This window comes from Oxalicibacterium sp. (assembly GCF_057353965.1).
The window spans coordinates 24,830-41,639 of the sequence record NZ_JBMQZD010000004.1; the positions used below are offsets into that span (position 1 = coordinate 24,830).

Annotated in this window: 13 protein-coding genes; 7 read left to right on the forward strand and 6 right to left on the reverse strand. The window is 62.8% G+C overall.

Annotation, left to right across the window (positions count from 1 at the left end; all coding sequences use genetic code 11):
• Positions 1–24 precede the first annotated feature (24 nt).
• The 3 genes from ACO1VH_RS06585 to ACO1VH_RS06595 form a co-directional block, all read right to left on the reverse strand.
• Positions 25–3,078, reverse strand: a complete 3,054-nt coding sequence (locus ACO1VH_RS06585) for an FAD-binding and (Fe-S)-binding domain-containing protein (RefSeq protein ID WP_486243674.1) — start codon at positions 3,076–3,078, stop codon at positions 25–27.
• Positions 3,079–3,135: 57 nt separating this feature from the next.
• Positions 3,136–3,900 (reverse strand): 2-keto-4-pentenoate hydratase, encoded by a 765-nt coding sequence (locus ACO1VH_RS06590; RefSeq protein ID WP_486243676.1) that lies wholly within the window; start codon positions 3,898–3,900, stop codon positions 3,136–3,138.
• Positions 3,901–4,004: 104 nt separating this feature from the next.
• Positions 4,005–5,222: a pyridoxal-phosphate-dependent aminotransferase family protein gene (locus ACO1VH_RS06595; RefSeq protein WP_486243677.1), complete on the reverse strand. Its 1,218-nt coding sequence runs from the start codon at positions 5,220–5,222 to the stop codon at positions 4,005–4,007.
• A 279-nt stretch (positions 5,223–5,501) separates the two neighbouring features.
• Between ACO1VH_RS06595 and ACO1VH_RS06600 the strand changes: the two genes are divergently transcribed.
• Complete coding sequence (locus ACO1VH_RS06600) at positions 5,502–6,230, forward strand: GntR family transcriptional regulator (protein ID WP_486243679.1); 729 nt, start codon at positions 5,502–5,504, stop codon at positions 6,228–6,230.
• 169 nt (positions 6,231–6,399) lie between these two features.
• Here the strand turns inward: ACO1VH_RS06600 and ACO1VH_RS06605 are convergent, their stop codons facing one another.
• Genes ACO1VH_RS06605 through ACO1VH_RS06615 form a run of 3 tightly spaced genes read right to left on the reverse strand, consistent with a single transcriptional unit; the run spans position 6,400 to position 9,514 of the window.
• A complete protein-coding gene (locus ACO1VH_RS06605; RefSeq protein ID WP_486243681.1) occupies positions 6,400–7,920 on the reverse strand; it encodes a tripartite tricarboxylate transporter permease in 1,521 nt (506 codons plus the stop codon).
• A 10-nt stretch (positions 7,921–7,930) separates the two neighbouring features.
• On the reverse strand, positions 7,931–8,449 hold the full coding sequence (locus ACO1VH_RS06610; RefSeq protein ID WP_486243683.1) for a tripartite tricarboxylate transporter TctB family protein: 519 nt from the start codon (positions 8,447–8,449) through the stop codon (positions 7,931–7,933).
• A 60-nt stretch (positions 8,450–8,509) separates the two neighbouring features.
• Entirely contained in the window at positions 8,510–9,514 is a 1,005-nt protein-coding gene (locus ACO1VH_RS06615) for a Bug family tripartite tricarboxylate transporter substrate binding protein (RefSeq protein ID WP_486243685.1), read from the reverse strand.
• 283 nt (positions 9,515–9,797) lie between these two features.
• On the opposite strand from ACO1VH_RS06615, the gene ACO1VH_RS06620 reads away from it, so the two are divergent.
• The 6 genes from ACO1VH_RS06620 (at position 9,798) to ACO1VH_RS06645 (ending at position 16,807) form a co-directional block, all read left to right on the forward strand.
• The gene (locus ACO1VH_RS06620; RefSeq protein ID WP_486243687.1) at positions 9,798–10,952 is read left to right on the forward strand and encodes a DSD1 family PLP-dependent enzyme; all 1,155 of its coding nucleotides are present in this window, start codon (positions 9,798–9,800) and stop codon (positions 10,950–10,952) included.
• 95 nt (positions 10,953–11,047) lie between these two features.
• A complete protein-coding gene (locus ACO1VH_RS06625; RefSeq protein WP_486243689.1) occupies positions 11,048–11,839 on the forward strand; it encodes an enoyl-CoA hydratase/isomerase family protein in 792 nt (263 codons plus the stop codon).
• Positions 11,836–13,092: a CaiB/BaiF CoA transferase family protein gene (locus ACO1VH_RS06630; RefSeq protein ID WP_486243691.1), complete on the forward strand. Its 1,257-nt coding sequence runs from the start codon at positions 11,836–11,838 to the stop codon at positions 13,090–13,092. Before ACO1VH_RS06625 ends, ACO1VH_RS06630 begins: the two co-directional genes overlap by 4 nt.
• Positions 13,093–13,169: 77 nt before the next feature.
• Complete coding sequence (gene clsB, locus ACO1VH_RS06635; RefSeq protein ID WP_486243693.1) at positions 13,170–14,393, forward strand: cardiolipin synthase ClsB; 1,224 nt, start codon at positions 13,170–13,172, stop codon at positions 14,391–14,393.
• Positions 14,390–15,406 carry a lysylphosphatidylglycerol synthase domain-containing protein gene (locus tag ACO1VH_RS06640; protein WP_486243695.1) on the forward strand — a complete coding sequence of 339 codons (1,017 nt, stop codon included), beginning with the start codon at positions 14,390–14,392 and terminating at the stop codon, positions 15,404–15,406. Before clsB ends, ACO1VH_RS06640 begins: the two co-directional genes overlap by 4 nt.
• A 189-nt stretch (positions 15,407–15,595) precedes the next feature.
• A complete protein-coding gene (locus ACO1VH_RS06645) occupies positions 15,596–16,807 on the forward strand; it encodes an MFS transporter (RefSeq protein ID WP_486243697.1) in 1,212 nt (403 codons plus the stop codon).
• Positions 16,808–16,810 lie beyond the last annotated feature (3 nt).

Sequence of the window (16,810 nt, forward strand, 5' to 3'; positions counted from 1 at the left end):
GTTGTTTGCCGGCGAAGAGATGAATCAATGCACGGCCGGTGTTTCGGCCAATGTATCGACCGATGCAGCGGCCAGCGCATCGGCCAGAACACGCGCGACATGCACCGGCTGCTGCTGCGTGCCGTCCGCGATCTGATGGCGGCAACTGGTGCCGTCCGCCACGAACAGTGTGCCGGCTTCCGCTTTGCGGATGGCCGGAAACAGCGACAGTTCGCCCATTGCTTGCGACGCATCGTAGTGCTCGGCCTCGTAGCCGAAGCTGCCAGCCATGCCGCAGCACGAGGATTCGATGACGGAGACTTCCAGCTGCGGAATCCATTTCAACACCGTCTGCACCGGCCGTACTGCATCGAAGGCTTTCTGGTGGCAATGGCCGTGCACCATCGCCTTCGATGTCGCCAGCGGTTTCAATTCCAGCGACAGTCGTCCGGACGCATGTTCGCGCACCAGGAATTCCTCGAACAGGAAGGCGTTGTCCGCCAGTTTTTTCGCTTCGTCGCCGTAACCGTAACCGAGGAATTCGTCGCGCAATGACAGCAGGCACGACGGTTCCAGCCCGACGACGGCCACGCCGCGTTCGACAAACGGCATCAATGCATCCAGCGTGCGGCGTGCTTCCTCCTTCGCTTCCTTCACCATGCCGGCCGACAGGAAGGTGCGGCCGCAGCACAGCGGACGCTCGCCTTCACGCATGTTGAAGTGGACGGTATAACCGGCCGCTTCCAGCACGCGCTGCGCGGCACGCGCGTTTTCCGGTTCCATGCTGTTGTTGAAGGTGTCGACGAACAGCAGCACTTCCTTGCTGTTGTTCTGCGCCTGTGTCGTTTTCCGTCCGTCGAGGAAGGGGCGGGCAAAGCGCGGAAAGCTGCGTTGCGGCGCGAGGCCGATGCGCTGCTTCAGCCAGCCCGCGCCCGGCAGTTTTTCCGCGGCGGCCAGCAGGCCGGCGATGCTTGCGGCCTGCGCTGCATAGCGCGGCAGGAAACCGACCAGCTTGTCGCGCAGCGTATGTCCGTGACGATCGGCCCACGCGGCGCGCGCCTCGATCTTGAAGCGCGCCATGTCGACACCGGTCGGGCAATCGCGTTTGCAACCCTTGCACGAGACGCACAGGTCCAGCGTCGCCTTCACATCCGGATCGGCCAAACCGTCGTTGCCGAGCTGGCCCGATACGGCAAGGCGCAGCGTGTTGGCGCGGCCGCGCGTCAAATGTTGTTCGTCCTTCGTGATGCGGTAGCTGGGGCACATCGTATCGGCATCGAACTTGCGGCAGTGGCCGTTGTTGTTGCACATCTCGACGGCTTTCGCGAGGCCGCCGCTCAAATCGTCGCCGCTGCCGGGTGCGGATTCTTCGCCGCTGACCGGATCGCGCGTGAGATCCCATGCGGACCAGTCCAGCTTGGGTTCGATCGCCAGTTCGCGATAGCCAGGTGCGAAGCGGAAGTTGCTTTTCTCGTCCATCTTCGGCGGCCGCACGATCTTGTCCGGATTGAAACGATTGTCCGGATCGAACAACTGCTTGATCTCGGCGAATGCACGATTCAATTTCGGGCCGTATTGCCATGCCACCCATTCGCCGCGGCACAGGCCGTCGCCGTGCTCGCCGGAATAGGCACCCTTGTATTCACGCACCAGCGCGGCCGCTTCTTCGGCGATGCCGCGCATGCGTACCGCGCCGTCGCGCCGCATGTCGAGAATCGGACGCACATGCAGCGTGCCGACGCTGGCGTGCGCGTACCACGTGCCTTTGGTGCCGTAGCGGGCGAACACGTCGGTCAGTCGCGCCGTGTAGTCGGCCAGATGTTCGAGCGGCACCGCGCAATCCTCGATGAAGGAAACCGGCTTGCCGTCGCCCTTCATGCTCATCATGATGTTCAGGCCGGCCTTGCGCACATCCCACAGCGCTTTCTGTTCTGCGGCGTCGGTCATGCCGACGATCAGATCGGGCAGGTTCAGGTCGCGCATCAGGTCGTTCAGCGCTTCCAGTCGTTCCGTCAACACAGCTTTGTCGTCGCCGGAGAATTCCACCAGCAGCATCGCCTGCGGATCGCCGATCAATGCCTTGCGGATGACGGGGCGGAAGGAAGGATTGTTCAGCGACAGATCGATCATCGTGCGGTCGACCAGTTCGACGGCGGTCGGACCCAGCTTGACGATGTGCTGCGACGAATCCATCGCCTGATAGAAAGTCGGAAAGTTGATGACGCCCAGCACCTTATGCTTGGGCAGCGGCACAAGTTTCAGCACGATCTGCCGGCTGTAGGCGAGCGTGCCTTCGGAGCCGACCAGCAGATGCGCGAGATTGGCCGAGCCGTCGTCGGTATAGGCGCGCGGATTCTGGCAGTCGAACAAATCGATGTTGTAGCCGGCGACGCGGCGCAGCACCTTGGGCACGCGTTCGACGATTTCGTCATGCTCACGCTGCGCGATCTGCTGCACCTGCTGCACGATCTGCTGCAGGCGCGGTGTCTGTGCCATGCGTTCCAGCGTCTCGAAGCGGGCTTGCGTACCGTCGGCGAGTACCGCGTCGATGCCGAGCACGTTGTGCACCATGTTGCCGTATTCGATCGAGCGCGAGCCGCAGGAATTGTTGCCGGTCATGCCGCCGATCGTGCACTGCGCGCCAGTGGAAACGTCGACCGGAAACCACAGGCCGTGCGGTTTCAGCCACGCGTTCAGATGATCGAGCACCAGGCCGGGCTCGACGGTGACGGTGCGCGCGACCGGATCGAAATCGATGATGTTGTTGAGCCACTTGCTGTTGTCTATGACCAGCGCTTCGCCGACAGTCTGGCCGCACTGGCTGGTGCCGCCGCCGCGTGCCAGCAGCGGCACGTTTTCCGAGCGGGCGATGTCCAGGCACAGCAGCAGGTCTTCCTGATCGCGCGGCACGACCACGCCGACCGGCAGGATCTGGTAGATCGATGCATCGGTCGCATAGCGGCCGCGGTCGGCGCGGCTGAACAGCACGTCGCCGCGCAATTCGTTCGCCAGCCGGCGCGCCAGCGGGCTGCCGTCGGTGCGCTTGCCCGGCGTGAAGTGGATGGGCTTGACGGTGGTCGTTGCGGACATTCTTTGCATGGCGTCGCGAGAAGTTGTGAAGGGGTGCACCAACATCAAACCAACATCAGAAATGCATCAGACGAACATCAACCGCACCGGCGGCAGATCGCCGACGCGCCCGGTCACGGTTTCCACCGTGTCCGGAAAATGCATGCCGACGTAGGAACCGGTCGTGATCGGCTGACCGGCCGGCAGCGTCACGCCTTGCGTGCTGCAGTGGTTGACGATCCACGGCAGCAGGCGGCGCGGATCGCCGGCCGGATTGGCGCCGGGGCCGACGAAGGTCGTGCGTTCGTCGATGTGCAATTCGACTTCGGGTGCGATAAAGGGAAAATCGGGGTCGACGGGAACCATCACGCCGAGGATCAGCGCACCGTGGTTCTGCATGTCGGCCAGTTGGGTCAACTTGCCGGCATCGGGCCAGTCGGTGATGCGGCTGCTGACGATTTCGATCGACGCCGCCATCAGGGCCAAGCTAGCCATCACTTCGTCGTCGCTGTAGCCATCGGGGCGCGGCTCGAACGTGCGCGAGAAGGCGAAGGCGATTTCGAGTTCCAGCCCCAGCACGCCGAAATCGCGGCGCGCCAGATAGGCCGGTTCCGGCACCACGCAATCCGACGGCAGCGCCGCGCCATGACGCGGCGCCAGCGGCGATTTGGCGCCGACCTTCCAGCCGGCGATGCGTTCGCCGCGTGCCGCGATCAAGGCATGCTGGATCGCGTACGCATCGGCCGCGCATGCCGGTTCCAGTTCGGCCGGCACCGTGACGCTGCCGCCATCGCGATGCGCCCGCAGCAGCAGGGCGGTGAGCGCGTCGTCGATGGCGGGTTTGGCGGACATGCTGGCGTCGGCTGGCGGTGGTTGATGGTCGCTAATGAATCGGTCGTCTGGCGGTCGTCTGGCGTTGCGCGATATCGTCGAGGATTCCTGTCGATATCTGCCGATCAGGCCGCGGCTTTCAGCGCCGGCACCTTCTGGCCGGCGAGGAAATCCATCGCTGCCGCGACGCCGCTGCCGGCAACCTTGACGCCGGCCAGTTTCAGGCCCATCTCGCAGCCGGCCAGCGTGGCCATCAGCGTCAGGTCGTTGGCTTCGCCGAGGTGGCCGATGCGGAACATGCGGCCTTTCATCTTGCCGAGGCCGGTGCCGAGCGACATGTCGAAGCGTTCGTAGATGGTCTTGCGCACGGCATCGGCATCGATGCCTTCCGGCGTCATCACGCCGGTCAGCACCGGCGAATAGACGGCCGGATCGGCACACTGGATTTCCAGCCCCCACGCCTTGACTGCGAGGCGGCAGGCGGCGGCGAGACGGTTGTGGCGTGCGAACACGTTGTCCAGGCCTTCGCCGAGGATCATGTCGAGCGCTTCGTGCAGGCCGTACAGCAGGTTGGTGTTCGGCGTGTACGGCCAGTAGCCGGTCTTGTTCATTTCGATGATTTCGCCCCAGGCCCAGAACGCGCGCGGCAGCTTGGCGTTCTTGCTGGCTTCGATCGCCTTCTTCGACGGCACGTTGAAGCTGATGCCCGGCGGCAGCATCAGGCCTTTCTGCGAACCAGAGACGGTGACGTCCACGCCCCATTCGTCGTGGCGGTAGTCTGCGGCGGCCAGGCCGGAAATCGTGTCGACCATCAGCAGCGCCGGATGGCCGGCGGCATCGATGGCCTTGCGTACCGAGGCGATGTCGGAGGTGACGCCGGTCGAGGTTTCGTTGTGCACGACGCAGACGGCCTTGATCGAATGGCCCTTGTCTTCACGCAGGCGGGCTTCGATCATGTCGGCCTGCACGCCGCGGCGCCAGCCTTCGATGCCGGGCAGGCCGAGGAATTCCGGTTTCAGGCCGAGCGCTTCGGCCATCTTCTTCCACAGCGTGGCGAAATGGCCGGTTTCATACATCAGCACGTGGTCGCCCGGCGACAGCGTGTTCGACAGCGCGGCTTCCCATGCGCCGGTGCCGGACGCCGGGTAGATGACGACCGGCTGCGCGGTCTTGAAAATCTTCTGGATGCCGGACAGCACATGCAATCCCAGCGCGCCGAACTCCAGGCCGCGATGGTCGATGGTCGGGTAGCTCATCGCGCGCAGGATGCGATCCGGCACCGGGCTGGGGCCCGGAATCTGCAGGAAATGGCGGCCGGCTGGATGAAAATCGAGCTTCAACATGAGGGTCTCCTAAGGAACGGCGTACAATTGAATATTGAATACAAAATACTGTAACAGCCGAAGCCAGGGAAGTAAAGGCTTTCTTGTCGCTGGATGAACGGATAGGGAGAAATGTCGACAATCGCGGGAAACTGTTGTTTTCATGGCTGGAAAGCCATGGCTTCGGCGAGCATTCCGAAGAAAGTGGGCGGACGGAAATGGGAGGGGATTGCCGGTACGGCAATAGGTTGTGACAGGGTAATTGGATTAAAATACGCCAAATCAAGAATCGGACTTAGCATGCAAAATACATTGACGAGTGGCGATAACGGCAACGCTGCGCCGGCACTTCCGCGTCTGGAACGGCAGCGTCTGCACGATACGGTGGTCGAACATCTGCAGAACCTGATCATCGAAGGCGTGCTGGCGCCGGGAATGAAACTGAACGAACGTGAAGTGTGCGAACGCCTCGGCATTTCGCGCACGCCGCTGCGCGAAGCGATGAAGGTGCTGGCGTCGGAAGGTCTGATCGATATCGAGCCGAATCGCGGCGCCTTCGTCTCGAAGATGACGGATACCGAAATCTGGGAAGCCTTCGAGATGATGAGCGGCCTGGAAGCATTGTCCGGCGAACTGGCGGCGGAACGCATTTCGCCGGCAGAGATCGCCGAAATCAAGGAACTGCACGAAGCGATGATCGTGTGTCGCGCGCAGAACGATCTGCCCGGTTATTACAGCCGCAACCAGACGATCCACAACAAGATCAACGAAGCGGCGCGCAATTCGGTGCTGCGCCAGATCTATCTGTCGATCAACCGTCGCCTGCTGGCTTTGCGCTTCAAGTCGAACTTCCGCGAGGCCAAATGGGATCGTGCGATTCGCGAACACGAGGAAATGATCGAGGCGCTGGAAACGCGCGACGGCAAACGGCTGGCCGGCATCCTGCGCCAGCATCTGCTGGACAAGCGTGATTCGGTGATGGCCGATCTGCGTGAGGCAGCGGCGAAGGCAGCAGCGGAGAAAACGTGATCTGCAAGGATGTTCGTGCCGCAGCATAGCCGATAACTGATTATCGGTCGTCGATGCTCAATTACCGATAATTGATGGCCGATCGTGAAACGATCGATAGTGAATCGCTAACAGCAGTAGAAACAAAAAGCCCGGAACGATCCGGGCTTTTTGTTTGCTGCATCTGCCGTCATGCATTGGCATGCGACTTGTTGAACATGCGCTGACGCAGGATGTTGATCAGTCCGCTGATTACTGGCCACAACAGGGCGATCACGCCCAGCGTCATGATGGTGCCGACCAGGCCGTTGCTCCAGAAGATGCCGAGCGCGCCTTTGGAGCCGACCATCGTCTGGCGGAACGCATCTTCCGCACGATCGCCCAGCACCAGCGCCAGCACGAGCGGCGCCAGCGGATAGTTGAGCTTCTTGAAGATGTAGCCGATCACGCCGAAGACCACCATCAGCCAGATATCGAACTGCGCGTTGTGCACCGTATAGGCGCCGATTGCGCAGACCACCATGATGGCGGGAGCGATGATGGAAAACGGGATGCGCAGGATGGCGGCGAACAGCGGCACCGTCGACAGCACGACCAACAGGCCGGCGATGTTGCCGAGATACATGCTGGCGATCAGGCCCCAGACGAATTCCTTCTGTTCGACGAACAGCATCGGTCCCGGCTGCAGGCCCCAGATCATCAGGCCGCCCAGCAGCACGGCCGCCGTGGCCGAACCCGGGATGCCGAGCGCCAGCATCGGCAGCAGGGCGCTGGTGCCGGCTGCATGCGCCGCGGTTTCCGGTGCCAGCACGCCTTCCATGTTGCCCTTGCCGAATGATTCCGGATCGCGCGCGAAGCGCTTGGCCATGCCGTAGCCCATGAAGGATGCCGCCGTCGCGCCGCCCGGCGTGATGCCGAGCCAGCAGCCGATGACGGACGAGCGCAGCAGCGTCATCCAGTAGCGCGGCAGCATGGACCAGGTCTTCAGCACGACTTTCAGATCGATCGCCGCCTTCTTGCCCTTGAACGCCAGGCCTTCTTCCATCGTCAGCAGAATCTCGCTGATGCCGAACAGACCGATGACGGCGACCAGGAAATCGAAGCCGCGCAGCAGCTCGGGGAAATCGTAGGTCATGCGCAGCTGGCCGGACACGGTATCCATGCCGACTGCCGCCAGCATGAAGCCCACGCACATCGAGATGATGATCTTGGCCTTCGGTTCCTTGCCCATACCGATGAAGCTGCAGAAGGTGAGGAAGTAGACGGCGAAGAATTCCGGCGGGCCGAAACGCAATGCGAACTTCGCCACCATCGGCGCGAGGAAGGTGATGATGACGACACCGAACAGCGCACCGATGCAGGAGCCGGTGAAGGCGCTGGTCAATGCCTGCCCGGCCTTGCCCTGTTGCGCCAGCGGATAGCCGTCGAAGGTTGTCGCGACCGACCACGCCTCGCCGGGAATGTTGAACAGCACCGACGTGATTGCGCCGCCGAACAGCGCGCCCCAGTAAATGCACGACAGCAGGATGATGGCCGACGTCGGATGCATCGAGAAGGTCAGCGGCAGCAGGATGGCGACGCCGTTCGGGCCGCCGAGTCCGGGCAGCACGCCGACCACGATGCCGAGCAGGATGCCGATGAACATCAGGCCCGTGTTCTGCAGGCTGAGCACGTGGCCGAAGCCGGTCATGAGCGAGTTGAGTTCTTCCATGCGCGTCTCCTCAATAGCCCAGCCATGCTTCCAGCGGACCCTTGGGCAGCGGCACGCGGAACTGGATTTCGAAAATGTAGAAGAAGGCGATCATCGTCAGCGCGGATACGCCGATCGATTTCCACCAAGGGAACTTGCCGAGCAGGTACATGAAGGCACAGATGAAGATGGCCGACGACACATAGATGCCCAGCCATTTGATGCCGAATACGTAAATGATCAGCGGCAGCAGGATGACCGCGACCAGTTTCGCCTGCGCCACTTCCAGGAACGGCGTGCGGTCGTTGTCGCGCAATGCGTGAAACACCACGAAGCCGCTGGCGATCAGGATGATGATGCCGAGGCGCATCGGGAAATAGCCCGGCTCGGGGCCGTAGGAACTCCAGCCTGAACCGAGCTGGTAATTGCTCCACATGGTGATGAGTGAACCCAGTGCGAGGGCGACTGCCACGATGAGTTCCATGGCGCGGACGGTGATGACGGTGCGAGAGGAAGCCCGCTCTTCCGGGGAGTGTTCAGGGTGATTCATGTTCTCGTTCCTGATGGGGACGCGGCAGGCACCGGCGTGCCGCGTCCGGGTGAAAAGAATTTACTTCTTCTTGGCGAGGAAGCCGGCCTCCTGCATGATGGTCTGATGCAGTTTTTCATCCTTGACCAGGAAATCCGTCAGCGCATTGCCGGAGATGAAGGCCGGCGTCAGCGCATTGCGTTCCAGATAGGCTTTCCATTCAGGCGTCTCGGTGACTTTCTTCATCAGGTCGACGTAGAACTGCGTCTGTTCCGGCTTGACGCCGCCCGGCAGCAGGAAGATGCGGATCATTTCATAGCTGACGTCCAGGCCTTTTTCCTTGCAGGTCGGGATATCGGACCAGGCTTGCGTCGACGTCACCTTCGCCGTGTAGGAGAGGCGCTTGTCGGCAAACACGCACAGTGCCGTATGTTCGCCCGCGCGCCATTGCGAAACGGATTCGGAAGGATTGTTGGTATTGGAATCGATGTGGCCGCCGGAGAGCTGGGTAGCCGCTTCGCCGCCGCCTTTATACGGAATGTAGAGGAACTTGGCGCCGGTCTTCTTCTCGATCATCGTCGTGATCATGTGGTCTTCGCGCTTGGAACTGGTGCCGCCCATCTTGAAGGTGTCCGGCTTCTTCTTGACGGCGTCGATGTAGTCCATCGGCGTCTTATAGCCGGCCTGCGAATTCGTCCACAGCACGAAGGCGTCCATGGCGATCACCGCAACCGGCGTCAGGTCGCGCCAGTGGAACGGCAGGCCGGTGGTCAGCGGCGTGGTGTAGAGCGAGGAAGAGGTGACGATGATCTTGTTGGGATCGCCTTGTGAAGCCTTCATGTCCAGCAGGCCTTCGGCGCCGCTGGCACCCGCCTTGTTCGTCACGATGATCGGCTGCTTCATCAGGTTGTGCTTGGCGATGATGCCCTGAATGGAGCGCGCCATCTGGTCGGAAGCGCCGCCTGCGCTGAACGGCACGACGAGCTCGACCGGCTTGGTCGGTTCCCATGCCGATGCGCTGAGGGCCCAGCACATCGTGGCGGCGAAGAGGCCGAGTTTGATCGGGCGGGATGTTTTTTTCTGCATGATGCTGTCTCCTTTGTGTGGGCGAACCCTTTGACGTCACCGTTTCGGACGCACGGTGCTGCCCGTCCGGATCGGCTGTGGATAAAGCGTCGGCCTCTGCGTGCCTTCAGCCTTATATGCATTCATGAAAACAATTTCGTTACCGCTATTCCAAATGGTCATTTAGAATATTGAATACAATATACACTTTGAGAAAAATGTCAATCGCGGGCAAAGTGTTTTTACCGCGATGACCGTACCGCTATATACATTGGCGAAATAGAAAGAAAAATCGGGAGACTGCATGGCCGAAGACCTAGAAATGTACGTGCCGCCGGCGGCGCGGATCGGCGATCCGCTGCAGCGGGTCGGCACGCCGTCGCTGATGCTGGACCTCGACGCTTTTGAATTCAATATCGACCGTATGGCGACGCTGGCCTGGGCGCACGGTGTCGCGCTGCGGCCGCATGCGAAGGCGCACAAATCGACGGCGATCGCGGCGGCCCAGCTGGCAGCCGGTGCAGTTGGCGTCTGCTGTCAGAAGCTGAGCGAGGTCTATCCCTTCCTGCGGCAGGGCATACGCGACATTCATTTGAGCAACGAAGTCGTCGGTGCCGACAAGATGGCGATGGCGGCCGAGCTGGCGGGCCATGTCCGGCTGAGCATCTGCGCCGACCACGTGGCGCAGGTCGATGCGCTCGGCGCGGCTGCGGCGCAGGCGGGCACGCGCATCACGGTGCTGCCGGAAGTGGATATCGGCCAGGGCCGCTGCGGCGTGGTCGGCAGCGATGAATTGATGGCGCTGGTGGAGCGCATCGCGCGTTACGGCAGCCTGCGTTTCGGCGGCTTGCAGGCCTATCACGGCGGCATTCAGCATCTGGCGACGTGGAGCGCGCGCCGCGATGCCGCCTTGCGTTCGGCCGAGAAGGCGGCGCAGCACATGCGCCATCTGGAAGCACGCGGCATCGCTTGCCCGGTCGTGACCGGCGGCGGCACCGGTACCGTCGAATTCGATGCCGAGAGCGGCGTCTTCACCGAATTGCAGCCTGGCTCCTACGTCTTCATGGACGGCCATTACGGATCGAACGAGTGGGGCGGCACACTGAAGCTGCGCCACAGCCTGTTCATCGCCACCACCGTGATGAGTACCGCCAAGCCCGGCATGGCGGTGTGCGACGTCGGCTTGAAGGGCGTGGCGGTCGACTCCGGCCTGCCGCGCGTGCGGCCCGGTGACGATGATGCGCTGCGCTACACGGCGGCCAACGACGAACACGGCATCTTGCAGATCACCGATGGCGGCGAGGGTGACGGTGACGTGCGCGACCGCCTGGGCGAACGGCTGATGCTGATTCCCGGTCACTGCGATCCGACGGCCAATCTGTACCGGCAATACGTCTGCTATCGCGGCGATACTGTGGAAGCGTTGTGGGATATCGATGCCAGCGGCTTGAGTCGTTGAGCCAATCCGTTACCGAGTTACTGATCGCGTTGCCGAATTGAGTTGCTGAATCTGGTTGATGAATCGGACTACCGCGGCAAGGAAAGGAGCAGAGGATGAGCGAGCAGGACAATACGCAGGGCTGCGTGCATCTGACGATCGTCGACGGTATCGCCGCCGTCGTGTTCGACCGGCCGCAGGCGCGCAATGCGATGACGTGGACGATGTACGAACAACTGGGCGAGATCTGCGAACGGCTGCGCGGCGAGCGCAACGTGCGTGCCGTCACTTTCCGTGGCGCGGGCGGCGAAGCCTTCGTCGCCGGCACTGACATCGCCCAGTTCCGCGATTTCCGTTCGGGCGACGACGGCCTGGCCTACGAGCGCACGATCAACGAACGCATCGCGCAAGTCGAGGCGCTGCCGATGCCGACGCTGGCCATCGTCGAAGGCTGGGCGACCGGCGGCGGACTGGCGATCGCGACCGCCTGCGATTTCCGCATTGCCACACCGGACGCGCGCTTCGGCCTGCCGATCGCGCGCACGCTGGGCAATTGCATCTCGATGGCGAACATGGCGCGCGTGATGGCGGCATTCGGCGTCAATCGCGCCAAGCGCATGCTGCTGCTGGCGGAAAATCTGCCGGCCGACGAATTGCTGGCTGCCGGTTATCTGACCGCGGTCGTGCCGCCGGACGAACTGGAGGCGACGGCGGCATCGCTGTGCGGCAAGCTGGCCGGTCATGCGCCGATCACGATGCGCGCGTCGAAGGAAGCGATCAGCCGTCTGATCCAGTTCGGCCTGCCGGACGGCAGCGATCTGATCAGCGCCTGTTACGGCAGCCGCGATTTCCATGAAGGAGTCGAAGCCTTCCTTGCCAAGCGGCGTCCTGCATGGAGCGGCGAATGAGCGCGCCACAGAAAAACCGCGGCGGTCCGCTGGCCGGCATGCGCGTCATCGAACTGGCGCACATCATGTCGGGACCGATCTGCGGCATGATGCTGGCCGACATGGGCGCGGATGTCATCAAGGTCGAGAAGACGCCGGACGGCGATGATTCGCGCCGCTTCGCGCCCATGCTGCCATGCGGCGAATCGGCATCGTTCATGGTGGTCAACCGCAACAAGCGCGGCATCGGCCTGAACCTGAAGACCGAAGGCGGGCGCGACGTGCTGCGCCGGCTGCTGACGGATGCCGACGTCGTCATCGAAAACTACCGCGCCGGCACGATGGAAAAATTCGGCCTCGGCTACGACGCGCTGAAGGAAATCAATCCGGGCCTGATCTATTGTTCGATCTCCGGTTTCGGCCGCACCGGCCCGTGGGCCGACAAGGGAGGCTTCGACCTGATCGCGCAGGGCATGAGCGGCATGATGAGCATGACCGGCGAAGAAGGGCAGGCGCCGATCAAGGCCGGCTCGCCGGTGGCCGACATCAACGCCGGCATTCTCGCCGCGCTCGGTATCGCCGCCGCCTATGCCAGCAAGCTGCAAACCGGACGCGGGCAGATCGTCGATACCTCGCTGTTCGAGGCGGCGCTGCAGCAGATGTACTGGCCGGCCGCGAACTACTTTGCCGATGGCACCATCCTGCCGAAGATGGGCTCGGCCAATTCCACCAGCGCTCCATATCAGGTGTTCCGCACGCAGGACGGCTGGATCAATATCGGCGCAGCCAATCAGAGCAATTACGAGCGCCTGCTGCAAGTGGTGCAGATGCCGGAACTTGCAGGCGATGCGCGCTTTTCCACCAATGCGGCGCGCATGGAAAACCGCGCGGCGCTGGTCGAATTGCTGACCGCCAAACTGGTCACGCGCACGACCGACGAATGGCTGCGCGAATTCGATGCGGTCGGCCTGCCGGTCGGCCCGGTGCTGGACATTGCGCAGGCACTGTCGCATGAACAGGCGCTGGCGCGCGGCATGACGGTCTCCAGCGAACATCCGCTGGCCGGCACCGTCGGCGGCATCGGTTTGCCTATCCGTTTCTCGGAAGGTGCTGATACCGGCGACGATGCCACGCGCCGCCCACCACCGCTGCTCGGAGAACACACGCGCGAAGTGCTGTGCGATCTGGGCTACACCGACGAAGAAATCGCGGCGCTGCAGCAACAGCAGGCGATCCTCGTCGGCCCGGCCGTTGCCATGCGTCATCACGGTTAGTTAACCAGCGCACATACTTTTCGGGCCTCGCCGCTTACAGTCGAAGGCGTTCCGCATGGAATGCAGGAGACTGGACATTGAAGCAGCGATGGATAGGCGGCAACAGCATAGACCTGCTCGAAAACGGCGAGGAATTCTTCCCGCGCGTGTTCGATGCGATCGCCGCTGCGCGCAGCGAAGTGCTGCTGGAAACCTTCATCCTGTTCGACGACAAGGTCGGGCGCGAACTGCATGACGTGCTGCTGTCGGCTGCGCAGCGCGGCGTGCAGGTCGATCTGACGGTCGACGGCTGGGGCTCGCCTGATCTGTCCGAAGAATTCATCGCCACGCTGGTTGCAGCCGGCGTGCGCATGCATGTGTTCGATCCCGCGCCCGGCATCTTCCATCGCCTGCGCCTGTTTCGCCGCCTGCATCGCAAGTTGCTGGTCGTCGACGGCGAACTGGCCTTCATCGGCGGCATCAATTTCTCGGCCGACCATCTGGCCGATTTCGGTCCCGAAGCCAAGCAGGATTACTCGATTTCGATTCGCGGCCCGCTGGTCGAGCAGATCCGCACTTTCGCATTGGCGGCAGTGCAGCGCACGCGCGAACGGCGGCGCTGGTTTCGCCGCCGGCAAGCGGCCTTGTCTTCCGAAACGCATGAAGAGGGCGCCGTCGCCGCCTTCGTCTGGCGCGACAACGAACGTAACAAGACCGATATCGAGCGTCATTACCGAATGGCGATTCGTCTGGCGCGCGAACGCGTGACGATCGCCAACGCCTATTTCTTTCCTGGCTACGCCTTCCTGCGGGAATTGCGCAGGGCGGCACGGCGCGGCGTGCATGTATCGCTGATCCTGCAAGGCAATCCCGACATGCCGATCGTGCAGACGGCGGCCGGCATGCTGTATCACTATCTGCTCAGCGCCGGCGTGCGCATCTACGAATATTGCGAGCGGCCGCTGCACGGCAAGGTAGCGGTGGTCGACGAGGAATGGGCGACCGTCGGTTCCAGCAATCTCGATCCGCTGAGTCTGTCGCTGAACCTGGAAGCCAACGTGATGATCCGCGACCGCGATTTCAACGCGCGGCTGGCGGAGAAGCTGCAGGGCCTGATCGATCGCAACTGCAAGGAAATCGATATCCGCGAATTGAAGGAATCCAGCTGGTGGCGCCTGATGCGCAGCTTTGTGCTGTTCCATTTCCTGCGCCGCTATCCGGCATGGATAGGCTGGCTGCCGGCGCACAAGCCGCGCGTGACGCCGGCGCAGGAAGTGGCAGCCATCGACGTGCAGGCGATGGACGGCGAGGCATATCGATGAGCGGGCTGTCGAACGCCGCCGGCCGCGCCAGGCAGGCCGGAGATTCGGCGCGCAAAGGCGGACGCGGCATGTCGCTATGGCGGCGCAGCTGGCCGTGGCTGAAGCGGATCGCGCAGACGGCATTCTTTCTCGTCGTCGCCTGGCTGATCGTGACGCAGGCGCGCACGATCGCGTGGGGCGAAGTGTTCGAAGCGATGCGCCGCCAGTCGCCGCAATGGCTGTGGTTGGCCGTTCTGCCGACGGTGGCCAGCCATGCGCTGTACAGCTGCTTCGATCTGCTGGGGCGGCATCTGACGCGACACGGGCTGGCGTGGCCGACCGTGATGGGTATCAATTTCATCAGCTATGCCTTCAACATCAATCTCGGTTCGCTGATCGGCGCGGCGATGCTGCGTTATCGCCTGTATGCACGGCAGGGTTTGCAGACCGATGCGATCGCCCGCATCATCGGCACCAGCATCTTCACCAACTGGTTCGGCTATCTGGCGTTGGCCGGCGCAGTTTTTCTCGTCAGTCCGCTGCAGTTGCCGCCGCAATGGAAGATCGGCGGTGCGGGCCTGCATGTGCTGGGGGCCGCGCTGCTGTCGACAGCGCTTGCCTATCTGGCGATATGTCTTTTTTTCAGCGAGCGGCGCCTCAGTTTTCGTGGCCACGTCGTGACGATTCAACGGCTGCGGTTCGCCTTGCTGCAACTGGTCATGTCCTGCGCCAACTGGATGCTGATGGCGTGCGTGATCTATCTGTTGCTGGAGCGGCAGATCGCCTATACCAATGTGCTGTGCGTGCTGCTGATCGCCGTCGTCGCCGGCGTGATCGTGCATGTGCCGGCCGGGCTGGGCGTGGTGGAAGCGGTGTTCGTGGCGCTGCTGTCGTATCGGCTGGCCGCCAGCGAGTTGCTGGCGGCATTGCTGACCTATCGCTTTCTTTACTATCTGGTGCCGCTGGTGCCGGCGGCGCTCGGCTGGCTGGTCATGGAAGTGCGTGCGAGTAGAAAAAATGCGCGCGGCGGATGACTGCCGTATCGGTTTTGGCGCGATTTTGCGGCCGAGACTTTTCATGTGTGCCGCAAGGGCGAATACGGCCATGACGTAATACAGATACGGCATGGATGCAGGGTGGATGCGGCGAGCGCCGGCAGGAAAACGGCGCGGCTGCTATCATCGCCTTCCCTCCCGATGCCGGGAGCCTGTACGTCACCGCCCATGTCTTCATCCCACACGCCCCCCACAGCGGCGTCATCCGCCAATCGCGGCCTCGATGCATCCGTGCTGTTGCTGATGGCAGTCGCTTCCGGCCTGTGCGCCGGTGGCAATTATTTCAATCAGCCGCTGCTGCATTCGATTGCGCTGGATTTCGGCGTCAGCGAAACCACGGCGGCGCTGACCGTCACGGCGGCGCAAGTGTCCTACGCTTGCGGACTGGTGCTGCTGGTGCCGCTGGGCGACAAGTTCGAGCGGCGCCGGCTTGCGGTGACGCTGATGCTGCTGGCCGGACTCGGACAATTCATCAGCGGATTTGCCGTCAGCATCCATTTCCTGTTCGCCGGCATCGTGATGGCGGGGATGTTTTCGGTGGCGGCGCAAATCCTGGTGCCGGTGGCGGCCATCCTGTCCGATCCGTCGCGCAGCGGCCGTGCGGTCGGGCTGGTAATGAGCGGCCTCTTGCTCGGGATTCTGGCGGCGCGCAGCGTGGCGGGCATTCTGTCCAGCCTTGGCGGCTGGCATACCGTCTACCGGCTTTCCAGTATCACGATGGTGGTGGTGGCGCTGCTGCTATGGCGCAGGCTGCCGACGTCGCGCAATCCGACGCAGGTCAGCTATGGCGAAGTGCTGCGATCGATGGGCGTGCTGATGCGCCGCCATCCGCGTTTGCTCAGTCGCGCGTTGATGAGCGCGTTGGCGTTCGCTTCGGTCAGCGCCTTGTTTTCGACGATGGCCTTGCTGCTGTCCGGGCCGTCGCACGGATTGAGCGACGCCAGCATCGGCTTAGTCGGTCTGGCCGGCGTGGCGGGCGCGTTGATGGCGAATGTCGCCGGACGTTGCGCCGATCACGGCTGGACGCGCGAGGCTGGCATCGTCTGCGTGCTGTTGCTGCTGGCGGGATGGGGATGTTTCTGGCTGGGAGCGACCAGCCTTGTCTGGTTCATCGTCGGCATGCTGGTGATCGATCTCGGCTTGCAGGGCCTGCACATCACGAACCAGCATATCGTCTTCGAACTGGAGCCGGAGGCGCGCTCGCGGATGAACGCCGTCTATATGACGACTTACTTCATCGGCGCTGCATCGGGGTCGGCGCTGGGTTCGCTGGCCTGGTTGCACGGCGGCTGGCCGACGATCTGCGCGCTGGGAATCGTGCTGGCGTTGCTGTGCGGCGCCCTGCTGATTCGCGACGAGCGGTCGGTTTCGGCTCGCTGAGTC

Bases quoted from the DNA above. Each gene is read 5' to 3' on its own strand.
- ACO1VH_RS06630 (WP_486243691.1), top strand. From the start codon at position 11,836: ATGAGCGCGCCACAGAAAAACCGCGGCGGTCCGCTGGCCGGCATGCGC.
- ACO1VH_RS06595 (WP_486243677.1), bottom strand. From the start codon at position 5,222: ATGTTGAAGCTCGATTTTCATCCAGCCGGCCGCCATTTCCTGCAGATT.
- ACO1VH_RS06615 (WP_486243685.1), bottom strand. From the start codon at position 9,514: ATGCAGAAAAAAACATCCCGCCCGATCAAACTCGGCCTCTTCGCCGCC.
- ACO1VH_RS06600 (WP_486243679.1), top strand. From the start codon at position 5,502: ATGCAAAATACATTGACGAGTGGCGATAACGGCAACGCTGCGCCGGCA.
- ACO1VH_RS06605 (WP_486243681.1), bottom strand. From the start codon at position 7,920: ATGGAAGAACTCAACTCGCTCATGACCGGCTTCGGCCACGTGCTCAGC.
- ACO1VH_RS06590 (WP_486243676.1), bottom strand. From the start codon at position 3,900: ATGTCCGCCAAACCCGCCATCGACGACGCGCTCACCGCCCTGCTGCTG.
- ACO1VH_RS06620 (WP_486243687.1), top strand. From the start codon at position 9,798: ATGGCCGAAGACCTAGAAATGTACGTGCCGCCGGCGGCGCGGATCGGC.
- ACO1VH_RS06645 (WP_486243697.1), top strand. From the start codon at position 15,596: ATGTCTTCATCCCACACGCCCCCCACAGCGGCGTCATCCGCCAATCGC.
- ACO1VH_RS06610 (WP_486243683.1), bottom strand. From the start codon at position 8,449: ATGAATCACCCTGAACACTCCCCGGAAGAGCGGGCTTCCTCTCGCACC.
- ACO1VH_RS06625 (WP_486243689.1), top strand. From the start codon at position 11,048: ATGAGCGAGCAGGACAATACGCAGGGCTGCGTGCATCTGACGATCGTC.
- ACO1VH_RS06585 (WP_486243674.1), bottom strand. From the start codon at position 3,078: ATGCAAAGAATGTCCGCAACGACCACCGTCAAGCCCATCCACTTCACG.
- ACO1VH_RS06640 (WP_486243695.1), top strand. From the start codon at position 14,390: ATGAGCGGGCTGTCGAACGCCGCCGGCCGCGCCAGGCAGGCCGGAGAT.